We start from the raw sequence: 16784 nt of genomic DNA on the forward strand, positions 1-16784 counted from the left end.
CAGCCGACAGCTTTTATTCCTAATTGATGCCATATAGTAAAGGCCGTCTGAAAGACCGTTTGAGTTTTTCAGACGGCCTTTTTTCAATATTGAAAACAACATCCGCCTACATGCTTTGTCATTTGATGTTTGTTAAAAATCGTACCGCCTCTTCGTGTTACGCTTTGCAAACAATTTGATTTTACGAAGAAAAGGAGCAGGAGATGGTATCGTTGAAAACCCAAATTGCCGGTTTTTCTTTTGACAACTGTCTGATGAATGCGGCAGGTGTGTCATGTATGACTGTTGAGGAATTGGAAGCGGTCAGACAGTCTTCGGCAGGCACTTTCATTACCAAGACTGCAACGCTTACCCCTCGTCAAGGCAACCCCGAGCCGCGTTATCGGGACGTGCCTCTCGGCAGCATCAATTCGATGGGTTTGCCGAATCAAGGCATTGATTACTATCTGGATTACCTGCTTACCCTTCAAGAGTCTCAGCCGGAACGGACATTTATCCTATCACTGGTCGGTCTGTCGCCTGGCGAAACACATATCCTGTTGGAAAAGGTGCAAAACAGCGGGTTCAACGGCATTACCGAACTCAACCTATCCTGCCCAAACGTCGCCGGCAAACCGCAAATCGCCTATGATTTTGAAACAACCGAGATAATTTTGGATAATGCCTTTACCTACTTCGACAAGCCATTGGGCATCAAACTGCCGCCGTATTTTGATATTGCCCATTTCGATCAAGCAGCGAAAGTGTTCAACCGCTATCCCCTAAAATTCGTCAACTGTGTCAACTCCATCGGCAACGGCATGTATATTGAAGACGAATCCGTCGTCATCCGCCCGAAAAACGGCTTCGGCGGCATAGGCGGCGAATACATCAAACCGACTGCGCTCGCCAATGTCCACGCGTTCTATCAAAGACTGGATCCGTCTATCCAAGTCATCGGAACAGGCGGCGTTTACAGCGGCCGTGATGCATTTGAACACATCTTGTGCGGCGCAAGCATGGTGCAGATCGGCACGGCGCTACACCAGCAAGGCGTAGACATTTTTGAACGGGTTTCCCTTGAATTAAAAGCCATCATGGCGCAAAAAGGCTATGAAAAAATAGAAGACTTCAAAGGCAAATTGAAATATTTTGCATAAGGTTTACTCTAAAAAACGCCCAAGGCCGTCTGAAAATTTCAGACGGCCTTGTTGTATAATTGTGCTCCCCACATTACCCGTCTTCCCCTTCAATGAAACTCAACCCCCAACAGCAAGCCGCGGTCAAATATCTTGGCGGCCCCCTGCTCGTCCTTGCCGGCGCAGGCAGCGGTAAAACCGGCGTGATTACGCAAAAAATCAAACATTTGATTGTCAACGTCGGCTATCTGCCGCATACCGTTGCCGCGATTACCTTCACCAATAAAGCCGCCACGGAAATGCAGGAACGCGTTGCCAAAATGCTGCCCAAGTCGCAAACGCGCGGGCTGACGATTTGTACGTTCCACTCTTTGGGTATGAAGATTTTGCGCGAAGAGGCGAACCAAATCGGTTACAAAAAAAACTTTTCCATCCTCGACTCTACCGACAGCGCCAAAATCATCGGTGAGCTTTTGGGCGGTACGGGCAAAGAAGCCATATTCAAAGCGCAACACCAAATTTCCCTGTGGAAAAACGATCTAAAAACGCCTGAAGATGTCGTTCAGACGGCCTCTAATGTGTGGGAACAACAAACAGCGCGCGTCTATGCAAGTTATCAGGAAACCCTGCAAAGCTATCAGGCGGTGGACTTCGACGACTTAATCCGCCTGCCCGCCGTGCTGTTGCAGCAAAACAGCGAAGTGCGCAATAAATGGCAGCGGCGGCTGCGTTATCTGCTGGTTGATGAATGCCAAGACACTAACACCTGCCAATTCACCCTGATGAAGCTTCTGACCGGCGCGGAAGGCATGTTTACCGCTGTCGGCGATGACGACCAGTCCATCTACGCATGGCGCGGCGCAAACATGGAAAACCTGCGTAAAATGCAGGAAGACTATCCACAGATGAAAGTCATCAAGCTGGAGCAAAACTACCGCTCCACCGCGCGGATTCTTAAAATCGCCAACAAAGTGATTGAAAACAACCCCAAGCTGTTCACCAAAAAACTTTGGTCGCAGTTCGGCGAAGGCGAAATCGTCAAGGTCGTTGCCTGTCAAAGCGAGCAGCACGAAGCCGACTGGGTTGTCAGCCAAATCGTCAAGCAGAAGCTGGTCGGCGGCGACAAAACCCAATACGCCGATTTCGCCGTGTTATACCGTGGCAACCATCAAGCGCGAATTTTTGAAGAAGCCTTGCGCAGCGCGCGCGTTCCTTATCAACTCTCCGGCGGGCAGAGTTTTTTCGACAAAGCCGAAATCAAAGACGTTTTGTCCTATTTGCGCCTGCTTGCCAATCCCAACGACGATCCCGCCTTCCTGCGCGCCGTGACCACGCCCAAACGCGGTATCGGCGACGTCACGCTGGGCAAACTCAACACCTACGCGCACGAACACGAATGCAGCCTATATGAAGCCGCGCAAACCGAAGAAGCGCTTGCCCTGTTGAACAATACCAACCGCCAACACCTGCAAGCCTTCATGGATATGATTGAAAACTACCGCGCCAAAGCCGAAATCAGCGAAGCAGGCGAGCTTATCCATAACCTGCTGAGAGAAATCGACTACGAAAACCACCTGTTGGCAAACGAAGAAGGCAAAGCAGGCGAAATCAAATGGCGCAACGTTACCGACCTGACTGGCTGGCTGGAACGCAAAGGCGAGCAAGACGGCAAAAACATCATCGAGCTTGCCCAAACCATCGCCCTGATGACGCTTTTGGAAGGCAAAAGTGAAGAAGAAGTCGATGCCGTCAAACTTTCCACCCTGCACGCTTCCAAAGGTTTGGAATACCCCTACGTTTTCCTTGTCGGTTGCGAAGAAGGTATCTTGCCGCATAATGACAGCATAGAAGAAGACAATGTCGAAGAAGAACGCCGCCTGATGTACGTCGGCATTACCCGCGCCAAACGCCAGCTTACACTGACCCACTGCCTCAAACGCAAAAAGCAAGGCACATGGCAGTTCCCCGAGCCGAGCCGCTTCATAGACGAAATGCCGCAGGAAGACATCAAGATTTTAGGCCGCAAAGGCGGCGAGCCGATTGTGAGCAAGGAAGAAGGGAAAAGCAATCTGGCGGGTTTGCTGGATATGCTGGGAAACAAAAGAAAAGGATAAAGCAAGGCCATCTGAAAGCAACCTTTCAGACGGCCTTATTGTCAGCAAAATGTCAAAGTCAACAATAAAATAATTTTTTACTTTATACCTTTATGCCCATCTATTTCCCATTCCTCCCGATTCTTCAAAAATAAACAAAAATAATCGAATAATCAGGTACAAAATAAAAAAATCAAGCGACACGATTGCTCCATTTCCCTTCAATTTATAAGCAAAAATTGTCAACACTTGAAGTATAAATTCACAAGCAAAATCGCATTTTTCAGGTATAATAATGGATTCCCCAACTGCATTTTGTGAGCTGAATCCATGTCTGTTGTTCTGCCCTTGCGCGGTGTAACCGCCCTTTCCGATTTCCGTGTTGAAAAACTCTTTCAAAAAGCAGCCGCACTCGGCCTGCCCGAAGTCAAATTAAGCAGCGAATTTTGGTATTTTGTCGGTAGCGAAAAAGCACTTGATGCCGCGACAGTCGAAAAACTGCAAGCCTTACTGGCAGCGCAAAGCGTTGAACAAACGCCCAAAGCGCGCGAGGGCTTGCATTTATTTTTGGTAACGCCCCGTTTGGGTACGATTTCGCCGTGGGCTTCCAAGGCGACCAATATCGCCGAAAACTGCGGTTTGGAAGGCATTGAGCGTATTGAACGCGGCATGGCCGTATGGTTGGAAGGTGCGCTTACCGACGGGCAAAAACAACAATGGGCAGCCCTATTGCACGACCGCATGACCGAAAGCGTGTTGACCGACATCGATGCAGCGGCGCAACTGTTCCACCACATCCAATCGGAAACCTTCTCCAGCGTAGATGTATTGGGCGGCGGTAAAGAGGCATTGGTCAAAGCCAATACCGAAATGGGTTTGGCACTTTCAGCCGACGAAATCGATTATCTGGTCGAAAACTACCAAGTTTTAAACCGCAATCCGTCCGATGTTGAATTGATGATGTTCGCTCAGGCAAACAGCGAACACTGCCGCCACAAAATCTTCAACGCCGACTTCATCCTCAACGGCGAAAAACAGCCGAAATCCCTTTTCGGCATGATACGCGATACGCACAATGCGCATCCCGAAGGCACAGTCGTTGCCTATAAAGACAATTCGTCCGTGATCGAAGGCGCAAAAGTCGAGCGTTTCTATCCGAATGCGGCGGAAAACCAAGGCTACCGTTTCCACGAAGAAGACACCCATATCATCATGAAGGTGGAAACACACAACCACCCGACCGCCATCGCGCCGTTTGCGGGTGCGGCGACGGGCGCGGGCGGCGAAATCCGCGACGAAGGCGCAACAGGCAAAGGCTCACGTCCGAAAGCAGGCTTGACCGGCTTTACCGTCTCCAACCTGAATATTCCGGGCCTGGAGCAGCCTTGGGAACAAGCCTACGGCAAACCCGGCCATATTGCTTCTCCTTTAGACATCATGATTGAAGGCCCGATCGGCGGCGCGGCATTCAACAACGAATTCGGCCGCCCGAACCTCTTGGGCTACTTCCGCACTTTTGAAGAGAAGTTCGACGGTCAGGTTCGCGGCTATCACAAACCGATTATGATTGCCGGCGGCTTGGGCAGCATTCAGGCGCAGCAAACACACAAAGACGAAATCCCCGAAGGCGCATTGCTGATCCAACTGGGCGGCCCGGGTATGCTTATCGGTTTAGGCGGTGGCGCGGCTTCTTCCATGAATACCGGCACGAACGATGCGTCTTTGGACTTCAACTCCGTCCAACGCGGCAATCCCGAAATCGAACGTCGCGCGCAAGAAGTGATCGACCGCTGCTGGCAGCTCGGCGATAAGAACCCGATTATCTCCATTCACGACGTCGGCGCAGGCGGCTTGTCCAACGCCTTCCCCGAGCTCGTCAACGATGCCGGACGCGGCGCGGTATTCAAGCTGCGTGAAGTACCGCTGGAAGAACATGGCCTCAATCCGTTGCAGATTTGGTGTAACGAATCGCAAGAACGTTATGTGTTATCGATTTTGGAAAAAGATTTGGAGACCTTCCGCGCCATCTGCGAACGCGAACGCTGCCCGTTTGCCGTAATCGGCACGGCGACCGACGACGGCCATTTGAAAGTGCGCGACGACTTGTTCTCCAACAATCCTGTCGATTTGCCGTTGAACGTTTTGCTCGGCAAACCGCCCAAAACCACGCGTACCGACAAAACAGTTACGCCGTCTGAAAAACCGTTTAACGCCGGCGATATTGACATTACCGAAGCCGCCTACCGCGTTTTGCGCCTGCCTACCGTAGCCGCCAAAAACTTCCTGATTACCATCGGCGACCGCAGCGTCGGCGGCATGACCCACCGCGACCAAATGGTCGGCAAATACCAAACCCCCGTAGCCGACTGCGCCGTAACCATGATGGGCTTCAATACCTATCGCGGCGAAGCGATGTCTATGGGCGAAAAACCAACCGTCGCCCTGTTTGACGCGCCTGCTTCGGGCAGAATGTGCGTCGGCGAAGCCATCACCAACATCGCTGCGGTCAATATCGGCGACATCGGCAACATCAAACTCTCCGCCAACTGGATGGCTGCGTGCGGTAACGAAGGCGAAGACGAAAAACTCTACCGCACCGTCGAAGCCGTTTCCAAAGCCTGTCAGGCATTGGATTTGAGCATTCCGGTGGGTAAAGACAGCCTGTCGATGAAAACCGTATGGCAGGATAACGGCGCACAAAAATCCGTGGTTTCGCCTTTAAGCCTGATTATTTCGGCGTTTGCGCCGGTGGAAGACGTACGCAAGACTGTTACGCCTGAATTAAAAAACGTCGAAGACAGCGTATTGCTGCTGGTTGACTTGGGCAACGGCAAAGCGCGCATGGGCGGCTCTGCATTCGGTCAGGTTTACAACAATATGACCGGCGACGCGCCTGATTTAGACGATACAGGCCGTCTGAAAGCGTTTTACAACGTGATTCAACAGCTTGTCGCCGAAGACAAACTCTTGGCGTACCATGACCGCAGCGACGGCGGCTTGTTTGCCGCTTTGGTAGAAATGGCGTTTGCAGGCCGCATCGGCGTCAATGTGGATTTGACCTCGCTGGTTACCAACCAAGCCGATGCCAACGAAGCCAGCATTTGCGCATTATTCAATGAAGAGCTGGGCGCAGTGATTCAAATTGCCAAACAAGATGTAGCGGCCGTAGAAGCCTTGTTTAAAGAAGCTGATTTGGCACTGCATACCGTTGCGACCATCGGTACTGACGAGAAAATCGTTATCCGTAACCAAGCAGGCATCGTATTGGAACAAAACCGCGCCGACCTACAACGCGCATGGCAGGAAACCAGCCACGCCATCCAACGCCTGCGCGACAACCCTGCCTGCGCCGACAGCGAGTTTGCCCTGATTGACGACAACGAACGCAGCGCATTGTTTGCCGACGTGAAGTTTGATGTAAACGAAGACATCGCCGCGCCGTTTATCAACAGCGGCGAGAAACCTAAAATCGCCATCCTGCGCGAACAGGGTGTAAACGGACAAATCGAAATGGCCGCCGCCTTCACCCGCGCCGGATTCGATGCCTACGACGTGCATATGTCCGACCTGATGGCAGGCCGCGTCCACCTTGCCGACTTCAAAATGCTGGCGGCGTGCGGCGGCTTCAGCTACGGCGACGTACTCGGTGCAGGCGAAGGCTGGGCGAAATCGATTCTGTTCCACCCTGCTCTGCGCGACCAATTTGCCGCCTTCTTTGCCGATCCGAACACGCTGACATTGGGCGTGTGCAACGGCTGTCAAATGGTCAGCAACCTTGCCGAGATTATCCCGGGCGCAGAGGCATGGCCTAAATTCAAACGCAACCTGAGCGAACAGTTTGAAGCGCGCCTGAGTATGGTTCATGTTCCAAAATCCGCATCGCTGATTCTGAACGAAATGCAAGGCTCCAGCCTGCCCGTCGTGGTCAGCCACGGCGAAGGCCACGCCGACTTCGCGCTTCACGGCGGCAACATTTCTGCCGATTTGGGCATCGCGCTGCAATATGTCGACGGACAAAACCAAGTGACCCAAACTTATCCGCTCAACCCTAACGGCTCGCCACAAGGCATCGCCGGTGTGACCAACGCCGACGGCCGCGTGACCATCATGATGCCGCATCCGGAACGCGTGTACCGCGCCGCACAAATGAGCTGGAAACCGGAAGACTGGACGGAATTGTCCGGCTGGTACCGCCTCTTTGCCGGTACAAGGAAGGCTTTGGGTTAACCGGCAGGCTGATTTGATTCGGCTTTAAAGAAAAGGTCGTCTGAAAACGATTTAGCGGATTCTGCTATAATTCGTTTTCAGACGACCTTTATTCATTCTTTTGCGTTAACTGCCGTTATTTCTGTCTGTACGGAGATAATAGCATGGCTTCTTCTTATTTCAATTTATCACAATAGCCTAATTGTTTTAACATTTTGGCCAAACGGAGTAATGAAGATTCAAGAAAAGGTTCTTCTTTTTGTAACCCTTCTTTTAGCTGTTCTAACAATATAGCGTCCTGACTCCTGGTAATATTGAAAGATTCATCACTTAATAACTTATCGTTTCTTACATACATCAAAGCTGAGCATAACAAACTAGTCATATCAACAAGGCGGTGTGGTGGAATTTCTTCAGATTGGCGCGACCATCTCTCACCAGTATGTCGCCATACTTTAACCGAAATATCAGGTTTGTTCTCATCAGAACTATTCCATTGCGCTACGCCGACTGATAAGCCTTGTGCATCTTCATCATTTGCAAAACGTCCATCTACTTTAGAATAGTTTTCCCATTTAATAATAGGGCGGTGGTTCAAATGAGTAGGTATATCCATTAGTGCCTCCATAGCAGGTTAATTTATGAATTTGTATTATACTAAAGCAATTTTATTACTACAACGCCTACTAACCTACTTAGTAAGTAAGTTAGTAAAAATATTAAATTATTTTTTTCAGGTGAGCTTTTATAGTGGTTTAAAGAGAGACAGGACACCTTGACCGCCGTCATTCCCGTGCAGGCTGGAATGACGGCGGCGAAGTGTTTTTTGGATTCCTATTAGCGTATTCTGCAAGCAGAAGCATCATTCTGTATAATTCCCTCTTTTAAACTATAATCGACATATTCAGACGGCCTTTCCCGACATTATGACTCGACAAGCCTTTATCCTCAGTGATTGCGAATTTCCCGAATGCGGCGAAAAGCCTTACGCCCTATTGACCGCGAATCCGACGAAGGAACACCACTTCGTCGCCCAGACCGAGCAGCGGCAGCATGCGCATAATCCGCAGGTTAGCCCGCAGAATCAGAATGTTTACAAGCTGCCTTTGTCCATGTTCCATCCTGGCGAAAAAGCCCGCGGCAAAGAACAAAACCGCAGCGAAGCGATAAGCGTCAACATCATCGGCAACTTGGCGGCGAAAAACCTCTATACGCTGACCTTTGTCGAAGACTCCGCCAACCAATACAATCTGGAAAGCTGGTTCAACCGTCATGAAAGCGGCTACGAAGATGCCTGCGACCATCTGCGCACCCTGCCTGCAGGCCGTCTGAAAACACCTACGGCAAATGCCGATACCGTCAAAGTACCGGATGCCTTGTGGCGGATATTGCGGCTGAAATTCCTCGGTATTCTGCGCAATCCGCACAACCATAAAAATCTGTTTGCCCACCGCCTGCACCAAACACTTCGGGCGCGGCTGCCGGAAGTCGGTTTTGAATTTGTCCGCTTGATCAGCAAACGCGACCCCAAGCGCATCGAAGCCATTATGCAGGACTACCGTTTCACTTTTCTCGGCTATGTCGATTGGCTGGGCGGGCTTTACGGTATGTTGAGCGAAGGCGTGGCGCAGCCGTCGTTGTTTGAACGGCTGTTTTGCAATATCTTTGCCGAACCCGAAGCAGTGAAAATCGAATTGTTCCGCTATCTGGAAAACACGGGGCTGTGCCTGTTTGGCGACAGCAGTTTCTGCCTGCAAGCCTCGGCCAAGCTATTGAGCGTCGGCGTCAATATTTCGCACGATATGTTTGCCATCGTCCATCTGCAAACCGACCGTTGGCACGCGTTTAAAAATACCTTTCATCACGATGCGCCCAAACTGCAAGGCCAAGTGCGGATTATCGACGGCGACCAAACCCAAAGATTGCTGTTCAACCGATTGTGCATCCAGCAAGCCCATGAAGCCGTGTTCGGCCAAAGCCCGAATATTAAAGATTATTTAGAGGCCGTCTGAAACCCCAAACCAGAAGAAAGCATATGAAAATCACACCAATCCAAGCCCTAAACGACAACTACATCTGGATGATTCAAGAAGGCAACCATGCCGTCTGCGTCGATCCGTCCGATGCCACGCCGGTCTTAAAATTCCTTGTGCACAACCACTTGATGCTGGCACAAACATGGATTACCCATCCCCATCATGACCATATCGGCGGCGCAAAAGCGCTGCACAACGGCTTCTTAGAATCCCCAATCTATGGCGAAAGCGACATCGACGTGGCGACGCATACCGTCACAGCAGGTACGCAGTTCCCGTTTGGCGAAGGCTTGGTTACCGTTTGGGCGACCCCTGGCCATACCAACCGCCACATCAGCTATCTGTTGGAAAATTCAGACGGCCTGCACGTTTTCTGCGGCGATACCTTGTTCTCCGCCGGTTGCGGCCGCGTATTTACCGGCACAATCGAGCAGCTTTACGACAGCTTCCACCGATTCAACCAGCTGCCCGAAGAAACGCTGTTTTATCCGGCGCACGAATATACCGCCTCCAATCTGCGCTTTGCCCAGCACATCGAGCCGGACAACACCGACATTCAGACTGCCTTGGCCGCAGCCGAACACACGCCGACACTGCCTGTCAGCCTGGCGCACGAACGCAAAGTCAATCCGTTTTTCCGCGTACACCTGCCCCAAGTTCAGGCACGCGCCGAAGAATTGAGCGGACGAAAATTAAACAGCGAACTCGAAGTCTTCGCCGCTTTGCGTGAATTGAAAAATCAATTTTAATTGGGCTTAATCCCTAAATAATAAAGGCCGTCTGAACAATATCTGTTCAGACGGCCTTTATTATTTAGGGATTATTCCCATTCAATCGTGGCAGGCGGTTTACCGCTGACATCATAAACCACGCGGTTGATGCCTTTGACTTCGTTGATGATGCGGTTGGACACGCGGCCAAGCAGCGAGTATGGCAGTTCTGCCCAGTGCGCAGTCATAAAGTCGCTGGTAATCACGGCACGCAAAGCTACGACGTAATCGTAAGTACGGCCGTCGCCCATCACGCCGACGGATTTCACAGGCAGGAATACGGCAAAGGCTTGGCTGGTCAGGTCGTACCAAGATGTGCCGTTTTCATCGGTAGTATTGCGCAATTCTTGAATGAAAATATCGTCTGCCTGACGGAGCAAGTCGGCGTATTCTTTTTTCACTTCGCCCAAGATACGCACGCCCAAACCCGGGCCCGGGAACGGATGACGGTACACCATTTCACGCGGCAGACCCAAAGCAACGCCCAATTCTCGCACTTCGTCTTTGAACAAGTCGCGTAAAGGCTCAAGCAGCTTGAGCTTCATGTTTTCAGGCAGGCCGCCGACGTTATGGTGGGATTTGATGGCGTGGGCTTTTTTGGTTTTTGCACCTGCAGATTCGATTACGTCAGGGTAAATCGTACCTTGCGCCAACCATTTGGCGTTGGTGAGTTTTTTCTCCTCAGCGTCAAAGACTTCGATAAATTCCGCACCGATGATTTTGCGTTTTTTCTCCGGATCGGTCACGCCGGCAAGTTTCGCCAAAAACTGCTCTTCGGCATCAACGTGAATCACGCGTACGCCCAAGTTGCGGGCAAACATGTCCATCACCATTTTACCTTCGTTCAAACGCAACAAACCGTGGTCAACAAACACGCAGGTCAGTTGGTCGCCGATGGCGCGGTGAATCAGCGCGGCCGCTACGGAAGAGTCCACGCCGCCGGACAAACCTAAAATCACTTCGTCGCTGCCGACTTGTTCGCGGATTTTGGCAACGGCTTCTTCGATGTAGTTCGGCATGGTCCAGCTTGGTTGTGCGCCGCAAATATCCAAGACAAAGCGGTTCAACAGCGCGCGGCCTTGTTTGGTGTGGGTCACTTCAGGGTGGAATTGGATGCCGTAGAATTGTTTCTCAGCGTTTTCCATCATGGCAATCGGGCAAGACGGCGTATCTCCGATAACAGAGAAGCCGGTAGGCAGTTTGGAAACTTTATCGCCATGGCTCATCCAAACGTCGAGCGTGTTTGGCGCATCATCTTGAATGCCGCGTGTCAGCTCGCTGTCGATGGTTTTCACTTGCGCATAACCGAATTCGCGTTGGTTGCCCGGGCTAACTTCGCCGCCCAAGTGGTGCGCCATAAATTGCATGCCGTAACAAATGCCCAAAACCGGAATACCCAAATCAAAAATACCGGTATCGGCTTGATAGTCGGATTCGTAAACAGAATTAGGACCGCCGGAGAGAATGATACCTTTCGGATTGAAGGCTTTGATTTCTTCCAAAGGCATGTCGAAAGAATGCAGTTCGCAGTAAACGTGGGCTTCGCGCACGCGGCGGGCGATCAGCTGGGTAACTTGCGAGCCGAAGTCGAGGATGAGGATTTTGTCTTGGGTCATGGCGGAAACTTTGCAAAATGTAAGAAAACGGTGCGGCCGGGAGGGTAAATTTCAAATTTAAACCACAATAAAAAAGGCCGTCTGAATCGGCGGATTATACCATTGTTCAGACGGCCTTTATAGGGCAAAACCCAAATCTCTCATCTTTCTATTTTGCGTGTTTCTCAGGAATCATATCGCTGCGCGAGAGCAACAGCAGACAACCCAACACCACCATGCCGATGGCCAATAACGGCGAGAGGTAAATCCAGTAGCTCATGTGCAGATAAATGGCTGTACCGATATAAACCAGCATCGGGCCGGAGACGATGGACTGTTTGTTGATGCCGTCCATAATTAACACGGCAACGCCCAAAATAATTAATGCACCGGCAATCATTGTCGATGTCGCAGGCAAAATATCCGTGGCGCGTAAAAACCAAACTGCACCAAAGATAATCAAAAATAAAGGCAGAAAAAGTGAGGGACGGGACATAACAACGCTCCGTAAAGGTTTCAGATGGCCTGTATTATTGGGTGCGTCGGTTATACAGACAAGATATAAAAATGCAATCTTGTGTGTAATTATGCAAAGGTTGGCACAACAAAAAGGCCGTCTGAACAACGGCAAACCGAAATCAAATATTTCAATTTATCCTGTTTCAGACGGCCTTTCAAATCATCAGGCTTTGCCGGTGCTGCCGAATCCGCCTTCGCCGCGCTCGCTAGCGGCAAACTCGTCCACAACCTTAAACGCAGCTTGGACAACCGGCACAATCACCATTTGCGCGATGCGCTCCATCGGCTCGATGGTAAACGCTTCTTTACCACGGTTCCACAGAGAAACCTTCAATTCGCCTTGATAATCCGAGTCAATCAAACCGACCAAATTGCCCAAAACAATACCGTGTTTATGACCCAAACCGGAACGCGGCAACAAAACGGCTGCATACGCAGGGTTGGCCAAATGCACCGCCAAACCGGTCGGCACGAGATACACATCGCCCGGCTGCAACACGACGGCTTCATCCAAGCAGGCACGCAAGTCCAAACCGGCAGAACCGGGCGTTGCATAAGCAGGCAGGGAATCGGCCATTTTCGGATTTAAGATTTTCAGTTCGACTTCGGTTTGCATGACGGGACTCCGTATTGTTCTATATTGGAAAGGGCTACGATTATACACAATGCCCTTGAGGCCGTCTGAAAAAACGGAGTATGATTCAGTCAGACCTAAGGAGAAAAATCATGGATCTGCACAATATCCGCGAAGATTACAGCAAACGCGAACTGTCGGAAGCCGAATGCCACGCCGACCCGATTGTCCAATTCGAGCAATGGCTGAACGAAGCGATTCACGCCGAAGTCAACGAGCCGACCGCGGTCAACGTTGCCGCCGTGGGTGAAGACGGCAGACCCAACAGCCGCATGGTGCTGCTAAAAGAAGTCAATCCTAAAGGCTTTGTTTTCTTTACCAATTACCACAGCCGTAAAGGCCGCTCCTATACGGCACACCCCTTTGCCGCCATGACCTTTTTCTGGCCGGAACTCGAGCGCCAAGTGCGCATTGAAGGACGCATTGAAAAACTCGACGCCGCCGCTTCGGACGAATATTTTGAAAGCCGCCCCTACACCAGCCGTATCGGCGCATGGGCAAGCGAACAAAGCGAAGTGATTTCCAGCAAAGCCGTTTTGGTGGCCAAAGCCGCAGCCGTCGGTGTCAAACATCCCCTGCATGTTCCCCGCCCGCCGCATTGGGGCGGATACCTCGTTATTCCCGACCGCATCGAATTCTGGCAAGGCCGCCCGAGCCGCCTGCACGACCGCATCCAATACCGCCTGGTTGACGGCAACTGGATACGCGAACGCCTTTCGCCATAATTTTCGGATTTTCAAACAAAAATTTACTGGTTGAGTTACAATACAGCCTTTCATCAGCAGGCCGTCTGAATCTGATTTTCAGACGGCCTTTTCCCCCAATCCAACCCCTGCCGCAACTGCCGCAGAAGAACCGCTTTTTCAAGCGAGTTAGGAAAAATCATGTCCAAACAACCTTCCAGCAAACGCCAATGGCGTGACGGCGTATCGTCTACCGCCAAAAAACCTTCCAAACCGGCCAAATCCTTTGCCAATAAAAAACGTCCAGACGACGAACGCAAAACATCAGGCAAACCTTACGGCCAAAAAGTTTCAGACGGCCCCAAAGCTCAAAATACCGCGCCAAAACAACGTGCTGCTAAAGCCAAAAAACTGGTGGTCCGCAACCCCAACCAAAAAATCATGGAGCACGCCCGCGATTTGAAAGAACGCCGCAGCGACCTTTCACGCTTCGAACCCGAGCGCCTGCAAAAAGTCCTGGCCGCTTCCGGCGTCGGCTCTCGTCGCGAAATGGAAGAATGGATCAGCAACGGCTGGGTAACGGTCAACGGCCGCGTAGCCCAACTGGGCGACAAAGTCACCCCCGATGACCACGTTACCGTCAAAGGCAGCATCATCAAACTCAAATGGGCAGACCGCCTGCCACGCATCATCCTCTACTACAAACAAGAAGGCGAAATCGTTTCCCGCGACGACCCGCAAGGCCGAGTCAGCATTTTCGACCGCCTGCCGCAAGCAGCCAGCAGCCGCTGGGTGGCCATCGGCCGTTTGGACATCAATACCAGCGGCCTCTTGATTCTGACCACTTCAGGTGAACTGGTCCAACGCTTTGCCCACCCCAGCTTTGAAGTCGAGCGCGAATACGCCGTACGCGTATTGGGCGAGTTGACCACCGAACAAATGCGCGTCCTGACCGAAGAAGGCGTGATGCTCGAAGACGGTTTGGCAAAAGTCGAACGCATCTACGAACAAGGCGGCGAAGGCGCAAACAAATGGTACAACGTCGTCATCAAAGAAGGCCGCAACCGCGAAGTACGCCGCATTTTTGAAAGCCAAGGCCTGACCGTCAGCCGCCTCGTCCGCGTCGGTTTCGGCCCCATCGGCCTGCCAAACCGCCTCAAACGCGGACAGTTCTACGAGCTCAATCCGGCAGAAGTTGCCAACATCATCAAATGGGCAGATATGCTGCTGCCGGGCGAACGTCGCAGAAAGAAAAGTTAATGTAAGATAAATCGGGGCTCAGACTTTTGCAAAATCATCTCAGCCCGACAAAATCTTGCCAAAGTCATAAAAATAGTGGGTTAAGTTTAGACCAGTTCCGCATTGCTCCGCCTTGTCCTGATTTAAACTTAACCCACTATTTACGCATTAAAATTCAAAAAAAGTGACTCAGCACCAGCATTAACTCTGCCAATACACTGCCATCAACACTTTTAATAATCAGCATGTGATATTTCCCTGGAGCTTAAATCATGCCCCGTTTCTTACTGAAAACCGTTTCCATAATCACTTTGGCAGCCTTGACAGCGTGTTCCGGCCCGCTCGACCGTTCAGACTCGTCAACCGAAAATCTTCATGGCGCACCGGACTCAGCATTGCCTGCTACTGCCGTTGCTGAAGAAAATCTGTCTCTTACAGAAAACACCGAACGCTACCAAGACCAACCCGATCAACCGGTTAAATCCGTTGCTCAAGAACCTGTTTCCACATTCAGCATCGATGTCGATACCGGCAGCTACGCCAACGTCCGCCGATTTCTGAACAGCGGCAAACAGCCGCCTAAAGATGCTGTACGGATTGAGGAAATCGTCAATTACTTCCCTTATAACTATCCACTGCCTACTGACGACCGTCCATTTGCCGTTCACACCGAAACCATTGATTCTCCATGGCAACCGGAAGCCAAGCTGATCAAAATCGGCATTCAGGCACAAGACACGGCAAAGAAAGACCTGCCGCCCGCCAATCTTGTGTTCCTCGTGGACGTATCCGGCAGTATGGATAAAGAAAATAAACTTCCGTTGGTTCAAAAAACGCTGCGTATCTTGACCCAACAATTACGCCCGCAGGACAAGGTTACACTGATTACCTATTCATCAGGCGAAGAGCTGGTGCTTCCGCCCACATCAGGTTCAGATAAAGAAACCATCCTGAAGGCCATCGACAAGCTGAAAGCCGCAGGCTCGACTTCGGGCGAATCCGCTTTACGCATGGCATACGAAGAAGCGCAAAAAGCCTTTGTACCTAACGGCATCAACCGTATCCTGTTGGCGACCGATGGCGACTTTAACGTTGGCGTATCTGATACCGAAACCCTCAAATCCATGGTTGCTGAAAAACGTAAAACCGGTATTTCACTCAGTACGCTAGGCTTCGGTACGGACAATTACAACGAAGACATGATGGAACAAATTGCCGATGCAGGCGACGGCAATTACAGCTATATCGACAACGAAAAAGAAGCGAAAAAAGTCCTACAGCAACAACTGACTTCCACGCTGGCTACCGTTGCGCAAGATGTCAAAATCCAAGTCGAATTCAATCCTGCCACCGTCAAAGAATACCGCTTGGTCGGCTACACCAACCGCACCCTGCGCAATGAAGACTTCAATAATGACAAAGTAGATGCGGGCGATATCGGCTCAGGCCACAGCGTGACCGCCATTTATGAAATCATTCCGGCAGGCAAAAACGGCTGGCTGAACGAATCACGCTATCAAAAAGCCCCGGCCGCCAAAGGCAGTAAAAACGAATACGCCTTTGTCAAAGTACGCTACAAACTGCCTGGGGAAAAAGACAGCAAGCTGATGGAACACGCAATTCCCGTTGGTAGCAAACCGCTGGAGCAAGCCGATAAAGACACCCTGCTCGCCCTTGCCGCAGCTTCCTATGCCCAAGCCCTGCGCGGCGGCGAATACAACGGCAAACTTGGCTGGAGCGACATTGAAAAAATGGTACAGCAAGTCCAAGGTGATGATCCGTTTGAACTGAAATCGGAATTTCTCCAATTAGTTCGCATTGCCGCCGGTAGCGAAAAGCAATCAGGTCCTTTGGTTAAAGAATAAACCTGAAAAAGGCCGTCTGAAAAACA

At 51.0% G+C, this 16784-nt stretch carries 12 protein-coding genes; 8 read left to right on the forward strand and 4 right to left on the reverse strand.

All coding sequences use genetic code 11. The annotated features are described in order from the left end of the window. Positions 1-203 precede the first annotated feature (203 nt). From O3681_RS02665 to purL, 3 genes are all read left to right on the forward strand, one after another. Entirely contained in the window at positions 204-1139 is a 936-nt protein-coding gene (locus tag O3681_RS02665; RefSeq protein ID WP_371459220.1) for a dihydroorotate oxidase, read from the forward strand. Between the two features lie 92 nt (positions 1140-1231). Then, positions 1232-3232 carry a DNA helicase Rep gene (rep, locus tag O3681_RS02670; protein ID WP_371459221.1) on the forward strand — a complete coding sequence of 667 codons (2001 nt, stop codon included), beginning with the start codon at positions 1232-1234 and terminating at the stop codon, positions 3230-3232. A gap of 309 nt (positions 3233-3541) precedes the next feature. Beyond that, complete coding sequence (purL, locus tag O3681_RS02675; RefSeq protein ID WP_371459222.1) at positions 3542-7438, forward strand: phosphoribosylformylglycinamidine synthase; 3897 nt, start codon at positions 3542-3544, stop codon at positions 7436-7438. A 154-nt stretch (positions 7439-7592) separates the two neighbouring features. On the opposite strand, the gene O3681_RS02680 is transcribed toward purL, so the two are convergent. Further along, positions 7593-8033 (reverse strand): DUF6530 family protein, encoded by a 441-nt coding sequence (locus tag O3681_RS02680; protein WP_150540487.1) that lies wholly within the window; start codon positions 8031-8033, stop codon positions 7593-7595. Between the two features lie 310 nt (positions 8034-8343). Here O3681_RS02680 and O3681_RS02685 point away from each other — a divergent pair, with 310 nt between their 5' ends. Together O3681_RS02685 and gloB are read left to right on the forward strand one after the other, a co-directional pair. Further along, entirely contained in the window at positions 8344-9429 is a 1086-nt protein-coding gene (locus O3681_RS02685) for a DUF4238 domain-containing protein (protein WP_150540488.1), read from the forward strand. A gap of 23 nt (positions 9430-9452) precedes the next feature. Further along, entirely contained in the window at positions 9453-10202 is a 750-nt protein-coding gene (gene gloB / locus O3681_RS02690) for a hydroxyacylglutathione hydrolase (RefSeq protein WP_150540489.1), read from the forward strand. Positions 10203-10273: 71 nt separating this feature from the next. Here gloB and guaA read toward each other — a convergent pair whose 3' ends face one another. The 3 genes from guaA to dut form a co-directional block, all read right to left on the reverse strand. After that, positions 10274-11839, reverse strand: a complete 1566-nt coding sequence (guaA, locus tag O3681_RS02695) for a glutamine-hydrolyzing GMP synthase (protein WP_003686344.1) — start codon at positions 11837-11839, stop codon at positions 10274-10276. A gap of 148 nt (positions 11840-11987) precedes the next feature. After that, positions 11988-12314: a hypothetical protein gene (locus O3681_RS02700; protein ID WP_371459223.1), complete on the reverse strand. Its 327-nt coding sequence runs from the start codon at positions 12312-12314 to the stop codon at positions 11988-11990. 186 nt (positions 12315-12500) lie between these two features. Further along, positions 12501-12953: a dUTP diphosphatase gene (gene dut / locus O3681_RS02705; RefSeq protein ID WP_003680707.1), complete on the reverse strand. Its 453-nt coding sequence runs from the start codon at positions 12951-12953 to the stop codon at positions 12501-12503. Positions 12954-13063: 110 nt separating this feature from the next. Here dut and pdxH point away from each other — a divergent pair, with 110 nt between their 5' ends. The 3 genes from pdxH to O3681_RS02720 all read left to right on the forward strand — a co-directional run bounded on the left by pdxH (position 13064) and on the right by O3681_RS02720 (position 16758). Next, entirely contained in the window at positions 13064-13696 is a 633-nt protein-coding gene (gene pdxH / locus O3681_RS02710; protein WP_049335246.1) for a pyridoxamine 5'-phosphate oxidase, read from the forward strand. Positions 13697-13855: 159 nt separating this feature from the next. Next, entirely contained in the window at positions 13856-14914 is a 1059-nt protein-coding gene (locus tag O3681_RS02715) for a pseudouridine synthase (protein WP_070838034.1), read from the forward strand. A gap of 251 nt (positions 14915-15165) precedes the next feature. Then, positions 15166-16758 (forward strand): von Willebrand factor type A domain-containing protein, encoded by a 1593-nt coding sequence (locus O3681_RS02720; RefSeq protein ID WP_371459224.1) that lies wholly within the window; start codon positions 15166-15168, stop codon positions 16756-16758. Positions 16759-16784: the final 26 nt, after the last annotated feature.

This window comes from Neisseria sp. 27098_8_158 (assembly GCF_041433145.1).
Lineage (GTDB): Bacteria > Pseudomonadota > Gammaproteobacteria > Burkholderiales > Neisseriaceae > Neisseria > Neisseria subflava_E.